The sequence below is a fragment of the Actinophytocola sp. NPDC049390 genome (assembly GCF_044466355.1).
In the GTDB taxonomy this organism is placed as follows: Bacteria; Actinomycetota; Actinomycetes; order Mycobacteriales; family Pseudonocardiaceae; genus Actinophytocola.
In genome coordinates, this window is the sequence record NZ_JBITMQ010000013.1 from 72,977 (window position 1) to 88,858 (window position 15,882).

Sequence of the window (15,882 nt, forward strand, 5' to 3'; positions counted from 1 at the left end):
CAAAACTGCCACGAGAGAGAAGCAGCAGGGGTGAACACGCCGTTCTGGGGCCCGGACTTCGATTCGCTGGCCGCTACGGATCCCGAGATCGCCGACGTGGTGCTCGGTGAGCTGGACCGCCTCCGCGGCGGGTTGCAACTGATCGCCAGCGAGAACCTCACGAGTCCCGCGGTGCTGGCCGCGCTCGGGTCGACGCTCTCCAACAAGTACGCGGAGGGCTACCCGGGGCGCCGCTACTACGGGGGTTGTGCGCAGGTGGACGTCGCCGAGGAGATCGGCGTCGCCCGTGCGAAGGAGCTGTTCGGGGCCGAGCACGCCAACCTGCAGCCGCACTCCGGCGCCAGTGCGAACCTCGCCGCGTACGCCGCGTTCTGCGAGCCCGGCGACGCGGTCCTCGCCATGGACCTCAAGCAGGGCGGGCATCTCACGCACGGGTCGAAGGTCAACTTCTCGGGCCGGTGGTTCACGGCCGTCTCCTACGGGGTGCGGCAGGACACCGAGCTGATCGACTACGACCAGGTGCGCGACCTCGCGCTCGCGCACCGGCCGCGCGTGATCGTCGCCGGGGCGACCGCGTACCCGCGGCTGATCGACTTCTCCGCGTTCCGGGCGATCGCCGACGAGGTCGGCGCGATCCTGATGGTCGACGCGGCCCACTTCATCGGGCTCGTGGCCGGGAAGGTGGTGCCCTCGCCGGTGCCGTTCGCGGACGTCGTCACCTTCACCACGCACAAGGTCCTGCGCGGGCCGCGCGGCGGGATGATCGTGTGCCGGGCCGAGCACGCCAAGGCGATCGACAAGGCCGTCTTCCCGTTCAGCCAGGGCGGGCCGCTGATGCACGCCGTCGCCGCCAAGGCCGTCGCGCTGAAGGAAGCCGCGTCCAGCGAGTACCAGGGGTACGCGACCCAGGTCGTCGCCAACGCCGCCGCGCTCGCCAAGGGGCTCGAAGCGGAAGGCATGCGCGTCGTGTCCGGTGGCACCGACACGCACCTCGCGCTGCTGGACGTGCGGCCGCTCGGCGTCACGGGCGCCGAGGCGGAGCGGCGGTGCGGGCTCGCCGACATCACGGTGAACAAGAACGCGATCCCGTTCGACCCCGCGCCACCGGCGACCGCGTCCGGCATCCGGATCGGTTCACCGTGTGTCACCACGCAGGGCATGGCCGAGCCGGAGATGGCCGAGATCGCGCGCCTGATCGGGCGTGCGGTCCGCGCCGAGCCGGGCGAGGAGGACCACGCCGCCGTGGCCGAGACCGTCCGCGCGCTCACCGCGTCGCACCCCGCCTACCCCCGGGACTGACCGCGTGGACCTGGCACAGAACTTCCAGCCCGCCGGACTCCCGATCCGGGAGTACCTGCTCGTCGGGCTGACCACGGCCGTACTGACGTTCCTGTTCACCGGTCTCGTGCGGCGGCTCGCGCTGCGGTGGGGCGCGGTCGCCTACCCCCGGCAGCGCGACGTGCACACCGTGCCGATCCCGCGGCTCGGCGGCCTCGCGATGTACCTCGGCGTGTGCGGCGGCATGCTGCTCGCCCACCAGCTGCCGGTGCTGCGCCGCGCGTTCGACTACTCGCTCGACCCGACCGCGATCCTGCTCGGCGGCGGCCTGATCATGGTGATCGGGATGCTCGACGACCGGTTCGAGCTGGACTCGATCACCAAGCTCGCCGGTCAGACGACGTGCGCGGGCATCCTCGTGCTGCTCGGCCTGCAGTGGATCATCTTCTGGGTGCCGTGGGGCGGCAACGGGGAGGGCGGCTCGCTGCTGATCCTCGACCAGAACCAGGGCGCGATCCTGACCGTGCTGCTCGTGGTCACGATGGTCAACGCGATCAACTTCGTCGACGGGCTGGACGGCCTCGCGGCGGGCGTCGGCCTCATCTCGGCCGTCGCCACCTGCGCGTTCTCGCTGCACCTGCTCGACCGGTCGGGCGGCGACGTCACCTACTACCCGCCCGCGCTGATCGCCGCGACGCTCGCCGGCGCGTGCATGGGTTTCCTGCCGCACAACTTCCAGCCCGCGAAGATCTTCATGGGCGACTCCGGCTCGATGCTGATCGGCCTGATGATGGCGGGCGCGAGCACCTCGGCGTCCGGCAAGGTGCTGAGCCTCGACGGCACGGAGACGATCGCGCTGCTGTCGCCACTGCTGGTGGTCGCGGCGGTCCTGTTCGTACCGGTGCTGGACCTGCTGATGGCGGTCGTGCGGCGCACACGGAAGGGCCTGTCGCCGTTCCACGCCGACAAGATGCACCTGCACCACCGCCTGCTGGAGATCGGTCACTCGCAGCGCAGGGCCGTCCTGTTGATCTACTTGTGGGCCGCCGTGCTGGCGTTCGGGACGGTCGCGTTGAGCCTGTTCGACGCGTTCGCGGTGGTGTGGGGGATCGGTATCGGCCTCCTGATCGCACTGATCGTCTCGATCGTCCCTAGACTCAGGGCGAGATGAGTACCGAGAAGACAGAGCAGGACCAGGCCGAGCCGACCGCCGCTGACCTGGGCATTCAGACGGACCTGCCGAAGACGCACGGTGAGGCGGTCACCCGGCTGGCGGACGCCATGCTGCGCTACGCGATCTGGCCGTCCGCTGTGACCGCGGTCATCGGCATCGTGGTGGCGAGTGTCATGTTCGGCGCGCGCGGCGGGGTCGCGGCGCTGATCGGCGCGCTGGTGGCCGTCGCGTCGTCGCTGGCGACGTGGTGGCTGATGCGCAAGACGGCCGACAAGAACCCGATGATGGTGATGACCGGCGCCCTCGGCGGGTTCGTCGGCAAGATGATCATCCTGCTGCTCGTGCTGATGGTGCTGCGCGAGATCACCTGGCTGCACACCAAGTCGCTGGCGTTCACGATGCTCGCGGTGGTGGTCGTCTGGGCCGCGATGGACACCGTCGCGTTCCGCCGCACGAAGCTGCCTACCTTGATCATCAGCGACGACGACCAGTAGATCTCCTACCAAGTAGTACGCGCGTTCTTCTATCACCTGAGTGGCTGATAGGGTGCGCTTGTACCTCGGTTCACAAGCCCAGGGGCACCCCTCACGAGCAGGGGTGCCGCTGACAGGTGCGCGGGCTGGCTGAGGTACGTTACGTCCAGATCGTGACGATTCCCCCGGCGGTGTGAATCTGCCGGCCGGGAGAACCGGAAGGAGCCCAGTTGCGGGCGCTGTGGCTAGCAGAGGGTGGTTCGTTCGTTCCCCCAGGTGCGGGTGACTTCAACCTCCCTCCCATATTTCTGGGCATCACCAAGCCGATGCTGCTTGTGGTGCTGTCCGTGGTCATCATCGCGGTGTTCTTCCTGATGGCGTCGCGCCGCCTCTCGGTGGTGCCGAGCCGCTTCTCCTTCGTCGCCGAGTCGGTCTACGACTTCGGCCGCAACAACATCGCGCGGGACCTGATCGGCTCCAAGGACTTCCGGCCGTACGTGCCGCTGATCGTGACGATGTTCTGCTTCGTCCTGGTGAACAACATTTTCGGGCTCATCCCGATCATCCAGTTCCCGACGTTCTCGCACATCGGTTTCCCGCTCGCGTTGTCGCTGCTGGTCGTGTACCCGCTGTGGCACTACGTGGGCATTCGGCGGCACGGTTTCGTCGGCCACATCAAGAACCAGCTCGTTCCGCCGGGTGTGCCGAAGCCGGTGCTCGTGCTGCTGGTGCCGGTCGAGGCGTTCGTGAAGTTCTTCATGAACCCGCTCACGCACGCGATCCGGGTGTTCGCCGCGATGTTCGCCGGCCACCTGATCCTGCTCGTGTTCACGCTCGCGGGCCAGTACCTGCTGCTCGAGGCGAGCGGCCCTCTGAAGCCGGTCTCACTGGTCTCGTGGGCTTTCGCCATCGCGATGACGTTCGTCGAGGCCCTGATCCAGGTGCTCCAGGCGTACATCTTCGCGTTGCTGGCGGCGAACTACATCAGCGCCGCTCTGTCTGCGGACCACTGAGTTTCACAACCGATAAAGGCATGCACCCGATCCGCGAAACCTCGCGGACCGAGTTTGGAAGGAAACAAATCAAGTGAGCGCCATTCAGATCGCCCAGGAGTCCTTCAACCTGAACCCGGGCCTTTCGCTCATCGGTTACGGCCTGGGCGCGATCGGCCCGGGCATCGGTGTGGGTCTCATCTTCGCCGCGGTCATCAACGGCACCGCCCGCCAGCCCGAGGCCCAGAGCAAGCTCATGAGCATCGCGTGGCAGACCTTCGTTCTGGTCGAGGTCCTCGCGCTGATCGGCCTGGTGCTCTTCTTCATCGCGTCCACCGGTGGAGCGCCTGAGTAAGACCCCCCTTCTGACGCTCCGGGAGCCACCATGGTGAATACCGCGATTGTTCTGGCCGCGGAAGAGCCGAGTCCGATCATTCCGCACCTGTCCGAGGTCATCCTCGGTCTGGTCGCCTTCCTGCTGCTGCTGTGGGTGCTGCAGAAGTTCGCGTTCCCGCGGTTCGAGGCGCTCTACAAGGAGCGCACCGAGAAGATCGAGGGCGGCATCAAGAAGGCCGAGGAGGCCCAGGCCCAGGCCGAGGAGGCGCTGCAGACCTACCAGTCGCAGCTCGCCGAGGCCCGTGCCGAGTCCGCGCGCATCCGGGACGACGCCCGGCTGGAGGCGGAGCAGATCAAGGAGGAGCTCCGCGTCCAGGCGCAGGAGGAAGCCGCACGTATCGTGGCTGCTGGGCGTGCGCAGCTGGAGGCCCAGCGCGCTCAGATCGTCGCGGAGCTGCGTGCCGACCTCGGCCGCCACGCGGTCGAGCTGGCCAGCCGGGTCGTCGGTGAGTCCCTCGAGGACGAGGCGCGCCGCCGGGGCACCGTGGACCGGTTCCTCGACGACCTCGACTCGGTCTCGGCGCGGAACTAAGGCCCTTTGAGGACGGGATTGACGATGACGCTGTTCCACGCCGCGAGCCGGGAGGCACTCGCCACCGCCGAGCAGAAGCTGCTCGCGGTGCTGAGCGCCAAGCCGGCCGCGCGGGCCAAGAGCGTGCCCGCCGAGCAGCTCGGTGACGAGCTGCTCTCCGTCGTACGCCTGCTCGACGGGGAGGTCGGCCTGCGGCGGGTGCTCGGCGACTCCTCCGCGGAGCGGTCGCGCCGCGAGGGCCTGCTCACCCAGCTGCTGACCGGCAAGATCAGCGCCCCCGCGCTGGACGTGCTGACCACGGCCGTCGGCGAGCGGTGGTCGACACCGCGTGAGCTGGTCGACGGCCTGGACGAGCTGGGCCGCACCGCGCTGCTCGTGCACGCGGAGCGGGAAGGCCGCCTGGACGCGGTGGAGGACGAGCTGTTCCGGTTCAGCCGGATCGTCGCCGGCGACGGCGGGCTGGAGCGGGCCCTGTCCGACCGGACCGCGCCGGTTGAGAGCAAGCGCACGCTGGTCCGGGAGCTGCTCGGCGAGAAGGCCGACAGCGTCACCCTCCGCCTGGTCGAGCAGCTGGTGACCACCCCGCGCGGGCGGACGGTCGTCGGCGGTCTCGGTGAGCTGGCCGCCGAGGCGGCCAAGCGGCGTGAGCGGTCCGTGGCCACGGTGGTCGCACCGGTCCCGCTGAGCGCCGAGCAGGAGGAGCGGCTCGCCGCCACCCTCCAGCGCATCTACTCGCGGCCCATCGCGCTGCACGTCGAGGTCGACCCGAACATCCAGGGCGGCCTGGTGATCAGGGTCGGCGACGAGGTCATCGACGGCAGCGCCACCGGCCGCATCGACGAGCTGCGCCGGCGCCTCGCGGGCTAAGCACCACGAACTTCTGAGATAGACATAGACGGTAGGAGCGGGAACGACATGGCGGAGCTGACGATCTCGTCGGACGAGATTCGCAGTGCGATCGACAACTACGTGTCCAGTTACTCGCCTGACGTCAACCGGGAGGAGGTCGGCCTCGTCGTCGACACCGGTGACGGCGTGGCGCACGTCGAGGGCCTGCCCTCGACCATGGCAAACGAGCTCCTCGAGTTCCCGGGCGGGATTCTCGGGGTCGCACAGAACCTGGAGCCGCGCCAGATCGGTGTGGTCATCCTGGGCAACTACGAGCAGATCGAGGAGGGCCAGGAGGTCAAGCGGACCGGCCGGATCCTCTCGGTCCCGGTGGGTGACGCCTTCCTCGGCCGTGTCATCGACCCGCTCGGCCAGCCCCTCGACGGCCTCGGCGACATCGCCGCCGAGGAGACCCGCGCTCTGGAGCTGCAGGCCGCCACGGTGGTGCAGCGCCAGCCGGTGGGTGAGCCGCTGCAGACCGGTATCACCGCGATCGACGCGATGACCCCGATCGGCCGCGGCCAGCGCCAGCTGATCATCGGCGACCGCAAGACCGGCAAGACCGCGGTCTGCGTCGACACGATCCTCAACCAGCGCGCGAACTGGGAGTCCGGCGACCCGGACAAGCAGGTCCGCTGCATCTACGTCGCGGTCGGCCAGAAGGGCACCACGATCGCGTCGGTGCGCAAGGCGCTCGAGGACAACGGCGCGCTGGAGTACACCACGATCGTCGCCGCCCCGGCGTCCGACTCCGCGGGCTTCAAGTGGCTGGCCCCCTACACCGGCTCGGCCCTGGGCCAGCACTGGATGTACCAGGGCAAGCACGTCCTGATCGTGTTCGACGACCTGACCAAGCAGGCCGAGGCGTACCGCGCGCTGTCGCTGCTGCTGCGCCGCCCGCCGGGCCGCGAGGCGTTCCCCGGCGACGTCTTCTACTTGCACTCCCGTCTGCTGGAGCGCTGCGCGAAGCTGAACGACGAGCTGGGCGCGGGTTCGATGACGGGTCTGCCGGTCATCGAGACCAAGGCGAACGACATCTCCGCCTACATCCCGACGAACGTCATCTCCATCACCGACGGGCAGTGCTTCTTCCAGTCGGACCTGTTCAACTCGGGTCAGCGCCCGGCGGTCGACGTGACCACCTCGGTGTCCCGAGTCGGTGGTGCCGCGCAGATCAAGGCCATGAAGTCGGTCTCCGGCTCCATGCGTATCGACCTGTCGCAGTACGAGGAGCTCAAGGCGTTCGCCGCCTTCGCCTCCGACCTCGACGCCGCGTCGCGTGCGCAGCTGGACCGCGGTGCCCGCCTGTACGAGCTGCTCAAGCAGCCGCAGTACTCGCCGGTGCCGGTCGAGCAGCAGGTCGTCACCGTGTACCTCGGCACCAACGGGCACTACGACGACGTGCCGGTCGAGGACGTCGCGCGGTTCAACAAGGAGCTCATGGAGAACCTGCGCCACAAGCACGAGGGCATCCTCGCCGAGATCCGGGACACCGGTAAGTGGACCGACGACCTCGCCGAGCGCGCCGTCAACGCGACCAAGGAGTTCAAGAAGGGCTTCACCACTTCCGAGGGCAAGACCCTCAGCCAGGAAGAGGCCGAGGCCATGGCCGCCGACGAGGTCGGGCAGGAGACCGTCAAGGTCAACCGTCCGGCCCCGAAGAGCTGACCGGACGGAAGTAGATGGCCGCACAACTTCGCGAACTACGGTCCAAGATCCGGGCGACCAAGTCCATCGGCAAGATCACCAAGGCGATGGAGCTCATCGCCACGTCGCGCATCAGCAAGGCGCAGGCACGGGTGGACGCGTCCCGGCCGTACGCCGAGGAGATCACCAAGGTCCTCTCCGCGCTGGCCAGCGCCGCCACCACGCTCGACGACCCGCTGCTGACCGAGCGCCCGAACCCCAAGCGGGTCGGCGTGCTCGTCGTCACCAGCGACAAGGGTCTCTGCGGCGCCTACAACGCCAACGTGCTGCGTGCCGCCGAGGAGCTCCAGTCGCTGCTGCGTGAGCAGGGCAAGACTCCGGTGCTGTACGTGATGGGCGCCAAGGGCGTCGGTTACTACCGGTTCCGGGACCGCAAGGTCACCGAGAGCTGGACCGGTTTCACGCAGGTGCCGCGGTACGAGAACGCCGCGGAGGCCGGCAGGACGCTGGTCGCCGCCTTCAACGCGGGTGCCGACGACGAGGGTGACGAGGCGGGTGCCGACGGCATCCTCGGCGTCGACGAGCTGCACATCGTGTACACGGAGTTCCGCTCGATGCTGTCGCAGGTGCCGGTGGCCAAGCGGATCGCGCCGCTCGAGGTGGAGTACGCCGAGGAGGGCGCGGAAGCGCCCAGGAGCGACGTCATCCCGTCGGCCTACTCGTTCGAGCCCAGTGCCGAGGCGCTGCTCTCCGCGCTGCTGCCGAAGTACATCAACACCCGGATCTACGCGGCGCTGCTCGAGTCGGCGGCGTCGCAGCTGGCCGCGCAGCGCAACGCCATGAAGTCGGCGTCGGACAACGCGAACGACCTGGTGAAGACGTACACCCGGCTCGCCAACCAGGCACGTCAGGGCCAGATCACCCAGGAGATCAGCGAAATCGTCGGCGGTGCGGACGCACTCGCCTCGGTAGGAAGTGAAGACTGATGACGACAACCGAGAACACCGCCAAGGGCCGCATCGTGCGGGTGACCGGTCCTGTGGTCGACGTCGAGTTCCCCCGTGGCCAGGTGCCGGACCTGTTCAACGCGCTGAAGACCGAGATCACGTTCGAGGAGCTGAAGAAGACGGTGACCCTCGAGGTCGCCCAGCACCTCGGCGACAACCTCGTGCGCACCATCTCCCTGCAGCCGCAGGACGGCCTGGTCCGTGGCGCCGAGGTGCGTGACACCGGCGCCGCGATCTCCGTGCCGGTCGGTGACAAGGTCAAGGGCCACGTCTACAACGCGCTCGGCGAGTGCCTCGACGAGCCCGGCTACGGTTCGGACTTCGAGAAGTGGGAGATCCACCGCAAGCCCCCGGCCTTCGACCAGCTCGAGGGCAAGACCGAGATGCTGGAGACCGGCCTCAAGGTCATCGACCTGCTGACCCCGTACGTGACCGGTGGCAAGATCGGTCTGTTCGGTGGTGCGGGCGTGGGCAAGACGGTGCTCATCAAGGAGATGATCACCCGTGTCGCCCGGAACTTCGGTGGCACCTCGGTGTTCGCCGGTGTCGGCGAGCGCACCCGTGAGGGCACGGACCTCTTCCTGGAGATGAGCGAGGACGGCGTCATCAACGACACCGCGCTCGTGTTCGGTCAGATGGACGAGCCGCCGGGCACGCGTATGCGGGTCGCCCTGTCGGCGCTGACCATGGCGGAGTACTTCCGCGACGTCCAGAACCAGGACGTGCTGCTGTTCATCGACAACATCTTCCGCTTCACCCAGGCGGGTTCCGAGGTGTCGACCCTGCTCGGTCGTATGCCTTCCGCGGTGGGTTACCAGCCGACGCTGGCGGACGAGATGGGTGAGCTGCAGGAGCGGATCACCTCGACCAAGGGGCGTTCGATCACCTCGATGCAGGCGATCTACGTGCCCGCGGACGACTACACCGACCCGGCCCCGGCCACGACGTTCGCCCACCTGGACGCCACCACCGAGCTTTCCCGTTCGGTGTTCCAGAAGGGCATCTTCCCGGCGGTGGACCCGCTGGCGTCGACGTCGACCATTCTCGACCCGGCCATCGTCGGCGAGAAGCACTACGCGGTCGCGTCCGAGGTCATCCGGATCCTGCAGAAGTACAAGGAGCTGCAGGACATCATCGCGATCCTCGGCATGGACGAACTGTCCGAAGAGGACAAGCTGACGGTGAACCGGGCCCGCCGCATCGAGCGCTACCTGTCGCAGAACATGCTGGTGGCCGAGGCCTTCACGCAGATCCCGGGCTCGACCGTGCCGCGTGAGGAGACCGTCGAGGCCTTCGACAAGATCACCAAGGGCGACTTCGACCACTACCCGGAGCAGGCGTTCCTGGGCATCGGTGGCCTGGAGGACCTGGAGAAGAAGTACAAGGAGATCACCAAGAAGTAGGTGCACTCCTGACGGCGAACGCCGCGCTCCCTCACGGGGGCGCGGCGTTCGCCGTCTCCGCCCTTGTGGACGGCTCCCTCATGCCAGGCGCACGTAGTGGTCGCCCACCAGCACCTCCGTCGCGTCGGCGGGCAGCAGCGCGGCGTCGCGCCCCACGGCCTGCCATTCCTCGTCGGGCGAGGTGCGGTAGCTCAGTTCCTTGCCCTTGTCCGCGACGATCCAGCCGCCGTCGTCGGGGATGTGGAACCGGACCGGCAGGATCGCGTCCGCGTCCACCTGGCCGCCGTCGACCCGGACCGTGTCCGTCGTGTCCGCGTTCGCCGCCACCTCGGCGATCAGCCGGGGCTTCGCGGTGCCGACCTGCAGCTCCTTGAGGATGACGACGCGACCGTCCGGCAGCCCCGCCGCGATCGTCCACATGCTGGTGACGAACTCGTAGTCGGTCGGGTAGTGGCGGAAGTAGCCCCACGTCGCGTTCACGCCCTGCGCCGACTTCGCGATGGGTTCGCCCACCCGCCACAGCACGTTGCCCCAGTTCAGCAGGGTGGACGGCAGGCGGATGGACCGGTCGGGGAGCCGCAGGTGGAGCCAGCGGCTCGCGGGCATCGGGATGACCGGCAGCTCGGCGATGGGCGCCTGCTTTGGCGGGTCGTCCCCTTCGAAGACCATCGGCGAGACGTTCCTCGCCCTGTCCGGGGTGGTCACGATGGCGACTCCGTCGTCCGGTGCCAGCCGTCGCCAGTCGAACCGGATCTCCCTGCGGTCCGTGATGAACTCCGCGGCGTCGTCGTAGTGCAGCGGCCTGCCCCGGTCGACGACCAGCATCGTCCGGTCGTCCGGGCCGAACCGGTAGTAGTTGGCCTGCCCCGAGCCGTCCACGCCGATCATCCGGGTGCTGACGAGCTTGAGCCGCCCGTCGCCGGGATCGACGGCGACCAGGCCCTCCGCGGTCCGCGGGCCCTCCTCGGTCACCTGGCTGTTCGGGTGCACGTACACCGGCTGCAGCACGATCGCCGCCCGCCCGGCCGGGGTGGTGCCCGCCCACTGGACGTGCGGCTCGCCGCGCACGTCGTCGTAGTACCGGTCGCGGGCCTCGGGCGCGATCGGCAGGTCCCGCAGCCACACCCGGCGCACCTCGTCGAGGAAGGCCCGGTCGTCGGCGAGGTCACCCGCGGTGGGCTGCGTCAGCCGCGCGTCGGCGACCGGGACCGGCGGGTCGTCCCGAAGCGTGACCACCGTCGCGGTCACGGCGACGGTCGCCACCACGCACGCGACCACGGTCAGCCTGCGCCGGGCTCGTCGTCTGCGCCCACCGCGCAGCACGGCGTCCGCGAAGTCCGGGCGCACGTCGAGCCCGTCGGTCGCGTCCCGCAGGCGCTCGGTCAGTTCCGTCGTGTTCACAGAAAATTCCTCTCGTGGACCGGGTCGGGGAGGTCGGCGTCGTCGAGCACCTCGCGCAGCCGCGCGAGGCCCCGCGACGTCTGGCTCTTGACGGTGCCGGTGCTGCAGCGGAGCGCCCTGGCGACGTCCTTCTCGGCCATGTCGTCGAAGAAACGCAGCACCAGCACGGCCCGCATGCGCGGCGGCAGCGCGTCGAGTGCGCGCACGACGCGGTCCTCCTCGACGACCTGGTGTTCCGGGCCCGGCGTGATGGGCGGCGTCCCGTCGTGCAGCGGTACCTCCCGGACGCGTCGGGACCGGCTCCGCCAGCGGTTGGCGGCGGCGTTCGCGAGCGCCGCACGCAGGTAGGTCTCCGGGCGGCCCCTGATGCGCCGCCATTTCGGGAAGGCGCGTTCCAGCACGTCCTGCAGCAGGTCCTCCGCGGCGCCCCGGTCTCCGCCGCACAGCAGGAACGCGGTCCGCAGCAGCGCGGCCCCGCGATGTGTCACGAAGTCCGTGAAGTCGGCTTCGTCCATGTGTACCCCAGTGGATCGGTGACTTGTCTCACCCCGTTCAGACACCAGCCTGGCTGGGGAGGTTGAGAGCAGACCAATTAGACTTCGTACGAAGACCCATACAAGGAGGTACCGCGTGGCCGAGATGTCCGTCCAGCTGGTCGCCGTGGAACGACGCCTGTGGTCGGGTACCGGCACGTTCGTCTCGGCGCAGACCACCGAGGGCGAGATCGGCATTCTGCCCGGTCACGAGCCCGTGCTCGGTCAGCTGATCGAGGGTGGCGTGGTCAAGGTGCGCACGACCGACGGCGAGACCGTCACCGCGGCCGTCCAGGGTGGGTTCCTCTCCGTGACTGGTGAGGCCGTACGCATCCTCGCCGAGTCCGCCGACCTGGCCGACGAGATCGACGTGACGGCCGCGCAGGCCGACCTCAACTCGGACGACGAGGAGGTCCGCGCCAGAGCGCAGGGCCGACTTCGCGCCGCGGGCCAGCGGGACTGACGGCCGGGCGAACGGGGGAGGGCCGTGGACATCACCGTGGTGGTCGGAGCGGTCCTCCTGCTTGTCACGGTCGTCCTTGTCTGGTTCACGGTCAGACGCCTGCGCGCGTTGCGGTCCGGCGGCGTGCACGCCGCGCTGCGCACCCGGCTCGACGACTCCGGCAAGGGCTGGCACCTCGGGGTGGGCCGCTACCAGGGTGACGAGTTCGTGTGGTTCCGCGTGCTCAGCCTGCGTCCCGGCCCCGACCGGGTGATCAGCCGCAGCGCGCTGGAGATCGCGGACCGGCGGGACCCGTCAGGGCCGGAGCTGTACTCCATGCCGCCCTCGTCGCACGTCCTGCGTTTCCGGGAGGCCGGCAGCGGCGCCGACGTGGAGATCGCCATGGGCCCCGACGCGCTGACCGGCTTCCTGTCATGGCTGGAGTCCGCCCCGCCGGGCCGCCTGCCCTGGGCCTCCTAAGTCTTGTGTGCCCGCGCGGCGGCGAAGCAGTAGACGCCGAACGCGGCGAGCCCGATCGCCACGACCGCCAGCGCCACGGTGCCGAACGGCTGGGCGGCCAGCGTCTTGAGCGCCCGGTCCAGACCGCCCGCCTCGCGTGAGTTGTGCTGGAACGCGGCGAGCCCGAGCAGCACGCCGACGATGCCGATGACCACACCCTTGGCGATGTAGCCGACGACGCCGAGCCGTCGCACCCACTGCCGGGTGCCGCGCGGCAGGTCGTGGATGTCGAGGTCGTCGAGGAACGACTTCTTCACACCGTTCCTGACCTGCCCGACTCCGACACCGACCACGACGGCCGCCACGATCCCGACGAGCACCTGCCCGGCGGGCAGGGCGAGCAGCGTCGCGGTGAACTCCTGTTGCTGCTGGTCACCGGAGCCGCCGGACCCGTTGCCGGACGCCAGTCGCCCGGCGTAGATGCCGAGCGTGACCCCGATGACGGCCTTCACGGCGGCGCCGGCACGCCGCCGGGTCCGTCTGCTCGTCTTGCGGATCCACTGGTACCCGACGGTGGCCTGCATGACCTGCCAGACGCCGTAGGCGACGAGCCCGACGGCCAGCACCCACAGCACGACGGCACCGAACGTGCCGGAGCCCACTTCCTGGACCGCGCCCGTCTGGTCGGCCTGTTCCCCGGTGTCGCCGAACGCCACGCGCGCCGCGAGGTACGCCACGATCACGTGCACGAGCCCGTAGCAGGCCATGCCTGCCCGCCCGAGCCCCTGCGTCACCCTGCTGTTCTTCGCGCGTCGCGCGGACAGTGTCACCATGACCCGGAAATACCCAGGTCAGCGGCGCCGGAACGGTCCGTTCGCAGTAATCAGCGCCCGCCGCCGGGCTGCCACAGCACGTCACCGTCCGGGTTGGCGATCCGCGAGAGGACGAACAACAGGTCGGAGAGCCGGTTGAGGTACTTGGCCGCGAGGAGGTTGGTCCGCTCTCCGTCGGCCTCGACCAGCCCCCACGCGCTGCGCTCGGCCCGCCGGGTCACCGTGCGCGCCACGTGCAGCAGGGCCGCGCCCGCGGTGCCGCCGGGCAGGATGAACGAGGAGAGCTTCTCGAGCCGCCCGTTGAACTCGTCACACCACTCCTCGAGCCGGGTGACGTACTCCTCGGTGATCCGCAACGGCGGGTACTTGGGATCCGGCACGACCGGCGCGCAGAAGTCGGCGCCGACGTCGAAGAGGTCGTTCTGCACGGCGCGCAGCACGTCCAGCAGTTCGTCGGACAGCCCGCCCATCGCCACGGCGACGCCGATGGCCGCGTTCGCCTCGTCGACGTCGGCGTACGCCGCGAGCCGAGGGTCGGTCTTGGACACCCGCTGCCCGTCCCCGAGGGCGGTGGTGCCGTTGTCGCCGACCTTCGTGTACACGCGCGTGATGTGAACGGCCATGCCCGGCACACTACCGGCGGCCGTTCCGTCACGGCCGAGAGCGCCGCCGGTGCTCAGCGGGTTTCCAGCAGGGTCTTGCCGATCGTGGCGCGGGACTGGATAGCCGCGTGGGCGTCCGCCGCCCTCGCCAGCGGGTACCGCTGCCCGATCACGGGGTGCAGCCGTCCGGCCGCGGCTTCCGCCAGGGCGCTCTCGGTGTACGCGCGCAGCTCCGCGGGCGTCGCCGTCGGGCGGACGAGCGTGACCCCGCGTGCGGTCGCCTCGTCCTCGGGGACCGAGGTCCACGCGCCACTCGCCAGGCCGAAGCTCACCATCCGGCCGCCGCGGTCGAGCAGGTCGAACGACGTGCGGCCGATGTCACCGCCGACACCGTCGAAGACCACGTCCACCGCGCCCACCGCGTCCCGGACCCGCTTCGGCCAGCCGTCGTCGGTGTAGTCGACGGCCACGTCGGCGCCCAGGTCCGTCGCCACCGCGACCTTCCGGGTACCACCCGCCGCGGCCACGACCTGTGCACCCGCGGCCTTCGCCAGCTGCACGATCAGGCTGCCGACGCCGCCCGCGGCGGCCTCGACCAGCACCCGGTCGCCCGGCCGGACGTCGGCGGCGCGGGTCATCATCGTCGCCGTCCTGCCGTCCGCGAGCAGGGCCACCGCGACGTCGAGCGTGACCTCCGCGGGCACCCGGAACGGTGCGGTCGCGTCGACGGCCACCCGCTCGGCATAGCCGCCGGAGCCGCCGGTGCTGGTGACGACACGGACGCCGAGCAGGTCGGCGTCGACCCCGTCGCCGACCGCGGCGACCACGCCGCCCACGCCGTTGCCGGGCACCATCGGCAACGTGACCGCGAACGGGCCGTTCCCGCTCGCCCGGAACTGGGTCTCGACGAACGTGGTGTTGGCGTACTCGACGTCCACCACGACCCGGCCCGGCTCCGCGACGGGATCCGGTGCCTCGCCGATCGTCAGCACCTCGGGCCCGCCGAACTCCCGCAACCACACCGCACGCATCAAGTCCTCCACTCGGTAGGACTCCAGCGTGCAACCTCCAGCAACGTGGAGGTCAACGGTCACTCGTCCGATCTGCCGAACGGGAACCCGCTCGACCGTGTGTGCCCCGCGTCACGTCCCGAGATCACCGCCTGGAGCCGGTCACTGAGGAGGCCGAGCGTGGTGGCCATCAGCGTGATCAGCGCGAGCACGGCCACCATCAGCCAGAAGCCGACCTCGGTGTGCGTCACCTCGGTGACGGCGGTCCGCAGCCGGTCGCCGTCCGGGCTCTCGGCCGCACCGGTCTGCCGGGCCCAGTCGAGCAGCGCGTCCTGCAGGTTCGACATGGCGACGGTCATCGTCACGACCGTCGCCGCCAGCGTGGCCACCGCCAGCGCGCCGCCGGTGAGCAGACGTGCCTTCAGGTGCGGGATCAGCACGGTGAGGACACCCGCGGCCGCGAGCACGGCCAGACCGATCGCGAGGATCTGCACGCCGGGATCCGGTGGGTCGGACAGCGCGGTCGGGCTTTCCGGGTCCTCGGCGAGCCGTTTCAGCTCGTCCGGCACCTCGGGGTCGGCTCCGCTCACGAGGTGGCCGCCGGTGTACGTCGCGCCCGCGTCGCCGTAGCCGGGCACGTCACACGACGCCGAGACGAACGGCAGCAGGAAGAACAACAGCAGCACCAGCACGAACCCGGCCGGGCTCGCGAAGCGCGACAGGAACTTCACGGACGACCCCTTGGTAGACGACGGGCCCGCAGGGTAGCGAACCCACCGAGCACCGGGTGGCGCGCGACCCCGAGTGCGGCT

At 69.7% G+C, this 15,882-nt stretch carries 18 protein-coding genes; 12 read left to right on the forward strand and 6 right to left on the reverse strand.

The window, feature by feature from the left end; genetic code table 11:
* Positions 1–30: 30 nt before the first annotated feature.
* The 10 genes from glyA to atpD all read left to right on the forward strand — a co-directional run bounded on the left by glyA (position 31) and on the right by atpD (position 9,790).
* A complete protein-coding gene (gene glyA, locus ACIBVP_RS31825) occupies positions 31–1,299 on the forward strand; it encodes a serine hydroxymethyltransferase (RefSeq protein ID WP_396110093.1) in 1,269 nt (422 codons plus the stop codon).
* A gap of 4 nt (positions 1,300–1,303) precedes the next feature.
* Positions 1,304–2,449 carry a glycosyltransferase family 4 protein gene (locus ACIBVP_RS31830; protein WP_396110094.1) on the forward strand — a complete coding sequence of 382 codons (1,146 nt, stop codon included), beginning with the start codon at positions 1,304–1,306 and terminating at the stop codon, positions 2,447–2,449.
* Entirely contained in the window at positions 2,446–2,946 is a 501-nt protein-coding gene (locus ACIBVP_RS31835; protein ID WP_396110095.1) for a hypothetical protein, read from the forward strand. The genes ACIBVP_RS31830 and ACIBVP_RS31835 overlap by 4 nt, the downstream gene beginning before the upstream one ends.
* Before the next feature lie 209 nt (positions 2,947–3,155).
* Positions 3,156–3,938, forward strand: a complete 783-nt coding sequence (gene atpB / locus ACIBVP_RS31840) for a F0F1 ATP synthase subunit A (RefSeq protein WP_396110096.1) — start codon at positions 3,156–3,158, stop codon at positions 3,936–3,938.
* A gap of 73 nt (positions 3,939–4,011) precedes the next feature.
* Entirely contained in the window at positions 4,012–4,272 is a 261-nt protein-coding gene (locus ACIBVP_RS31845; RefSeq protein ID WP_396110097.1) for an ATP F0F1 synthase subunit C, read from the forward strand.
* 30 nt (positions 4,273–4,302) lie between these two features.
* Positions 4,303–4,845 carry a F0F1 ATP synthase subunit B gene (locus ACIBVP_RS31850; protein ID WP_396110098.1) on the forward strand — a complete coding sequence of 181 codons (543 nt, stop codon included), beginning with the start codon at positions 4,303–4,305 and terminating at the stop codon, positions 4,843–4,845.
* A 24-nt stretch (positions 4,846–4,869) separates the two neighbouring features.
* Entirely contained in the window at positions 4,870–5,712 is an 843-nt protein-coding gene (locus ACIBVP_RS31855; protein WP_396110099.1) for a F0F1 ATP synthase subunit delta, read from the forward strand.
* Positions 5,713–5,760: 48 nt separating this feature from the next.
* Positions 5,761–7,401, forward strand: coding sequence for a F0F1 ATP synthase subunit alpha (gene atpA / locus ACIBVP_RS31860; RefSeq protein WP_396110100.1), 1,641 nt, complete (start codon positions 5,761–5,763; stop codon positions 7,399–7,401).
* Positions 7,402–7,415: 14 nt separating this feature from the next.
* Positions 7,416–8,366 carry a F0F1 ATP synthase subunit gamma gene (locus ACIBVP_RS31865; protein ID WP_396110101.1) on the forward strand — a complete coding sequence of 317 codons (951 nt, stop codon included), beginning with the start codon at positions 7,416–7,418 and terminating at the stop codon, positions 8,364–8,366.
* A complete protein-coding gene (gene atpD / locus ACIBVP_RS31870) occupies positions 8,366–9,790 on the forward strand; it encodes a F0F1 ATP synthase subunit beta (protein ID WP_396110102.1) in 1,425 nt (474 codons plus the stop codon). Before ACIBVP_RS31865 ends, atpD begins: the two co-directional genes overlap by 1 nt.
* 78 nt (positions 9,791–9,868) lie before the next feature.
* Here the strand turns inward: atpD and ACIBVP_RS31875 are convergent, their stop codons facing one another.
* Both ACIBVP_RS31875 and ACIBVP_RS31880 read right to left on the reverse strand, forming a co-directional pair.
* Positions 9,869–11,191: a hypothetical protein gene (locus ACIBVP_RS31875; protein ID WP_396110103.1), complete on the reverse strand. Its 1,323-nt coding sequence runs from the start codon at positions 11,189–11,191 to the stop codon at positions 9,869–9,871.
* Positions 11,188–11,706 (reverse strand): SigE family RNA polymerase sigma factor, encoded by a 519-nt coding sequence (locus ACIBVP_RS31880; RefSeq protein ID WP_396110105.1) that lies wholly within the window; start codon positions 11,704–11,706, stop codon positions 11,188–11,190. Before ACIBVP_RS31880 ends, ACIBVP_RS31875 begins: the two co-directional genes overlap by 4 nt.
* 124 nt (positions 11,707–11,830) lie before the next feature.
* Here ACIBVP_RS31880 and ACIBVP_RS31885 point away from each other — a divergent pair, with 124 nt between their 5' ends.
* Complete coding sequence (locus tag ACIBVP_RS31885) at positions 11,831–12,187, forward strand: F0F1 ATP synthase subunit epsilon (RefSeq protein WP_396110379.1); 357 nt, start codon at positions 11,831–11,833, stop codon at positions 12,185–12,187.
* Positions 12,188–12,211: 24 nt separating this feature from the next.
* Positions 12,212–12,646, forward strand: coding sequence for a DUF2550 domain-containing protein (locus ACIBVP_RS31890; RefSeq protein ID WP_396110106.1), 435 nt, complete (start codon positions 12,212–12,214; stop codon positions 12,644–12,646).
* On the opposite strand, the gene ACIBVP_RS31895 is transcribed toward ACIBVP_RS31890, so the two are convergent.
* Genes ACIBVP_RS31895 through ACIBVP_RS31910 form a run of 4 tightly spaced genes read right to left on the reverse strand, consistent with a single transcriptional unit; the run spans position 12,643 to position 15,801 of the window.
* Positions 12,643–13,458, reverse strand: coding sequence for a DUF1206 domain-containing protein (locus ACIBVP_RS31895; RefSeq protein ID WP_396110107.1), 816 nt, complete (start codon positions 13,456–13,458; stop codon positions 12,643–12,645). The two genes, ACIBVP_RS31890 and ACIBVP_RS31895, sit on opposite strands and share 4 nt — an antisense overlap.
* A 50-nt stretch (positions 13,459–13,508) precedes the next feature.
* Complete coding sequence (locus ACIBVP_RS31900) at positions 13,509–14,081, reverse strand: cob(I)yrinic acid a,c-diamide adenosyltransferase (RefSeq protein WP_396110108.1); 573 nt, start codon at positions 14,079–14,081, stop codon at positions 13,509–13,511.
* Positions 14,082–14,134: 53 nt separating this feature from the next.
* Entirely contained in the window at positions 14,135–15,091 is a 957-nt protein-coding gene (locus tag ACIBVP_RS31905) for a zinc-binding dehydrogenase (protein ID WP_396110109.1), read from the reverse strand.
* A gap of 59 nt (positions 15,092–15,150) precedes the next feature.
* A complete protein-coding gene (locus tag ACIBVP_RS31910; RefSeq protein ID WP_396110110.1) occupies positions 15,151–15,801 on the reverse strand; it encodes a hypothetical protein in 651 nt (216 codons plus the stop codon).
* Positions 15,802–15,882 lie beyond the last annotated feature (81 nt).

What these genes read in the sequence shown, in the direction of transcription:
- ACIBVP_RS31835 (WP_396110095.1), top strand. Translation starts at nt 2,446, where the DNA reads ATGAGTACCGAGAAGACAGAGCAGGACCAGGCCGAGCCGACCGCCGCT.
- ACIBVP_RS31850 (WP_396110098.1), top strand. Translation starts at nt 4,303, where the DNA reads ATGGTGAATACCGCGATTGTTCTGGCCGCGGAAGAGCCGAGTCCGATC.
- ACIBVP_RS31855 (WP_396110099.1), top strand. Translation starts at nt 4,870, where the DNA reads ATGACGCTGTTCCACGCCGCGAGCCGGGAGGCACTCGCCACCGCCGAG.
- atpA (WP_396110100.1), top strand. Translation starts at nt 5,761, where the DNA reads ATGGCGGAGCTGACGATCTCGTCGGACGAGATTCGCAGTGCGATCGAC.
- ACIBVP_RS31865 (WP_396110101.1), top strand. Translation starts at nt 7,416, where the DNA reads ATGGCCGCACAACTTCGCGAACTACGGTCCAAGATCCGGGCGACCAAG.
- atpD (WP_396110102.1), top strand. Translation starts at nt 8,366, where the DNA reads ATGACGACAACCGAGAACACCGCCAAGGGCCGCATCGTGCGGGTGACC.
- ACIBVP_RS31880 (WP_396110105.1), bottom strand. Translation starts at nt 11,706, where the DNA reads ATGGACGAAGCCGACTTCACGGACTTCGTGACACATCGCGGGGCCGCG.
- ACIBVP_RS31885 (WP_396110379.1), top strand. Translation starts at nt 11,831, where the DNA reads ATGTCCGTCCAGCTGGTCGCCGTGGAACGACGCCTGTGGTCGGGTACC.
- ACIBVP_RS31895 (WP_396110107.1), bottom strand. Translation starts at nt 13,458, where the DNA reads ATGGTGACACTGTCCGCGCGACGCGCGAAGAACAGCAGGGTGACGCAG.
- ACIBVP_RS31900 (WP_396110108.1), bottom strand. Translation starts at nt 14,081, where the DNA reads ATGGCCGTTCACATCACGCGCGTGTACACGAAGGTCGGCGACAACGGC.
- ACIBVP_RS31905 (WP_396110109.1), bottom strand. Translation starts at nt 15,091, where the DNA reads ATGCGTGCGGTGTGGTTGCGGGAGTTCGGCGGGCCCGAGGTGCTGACG.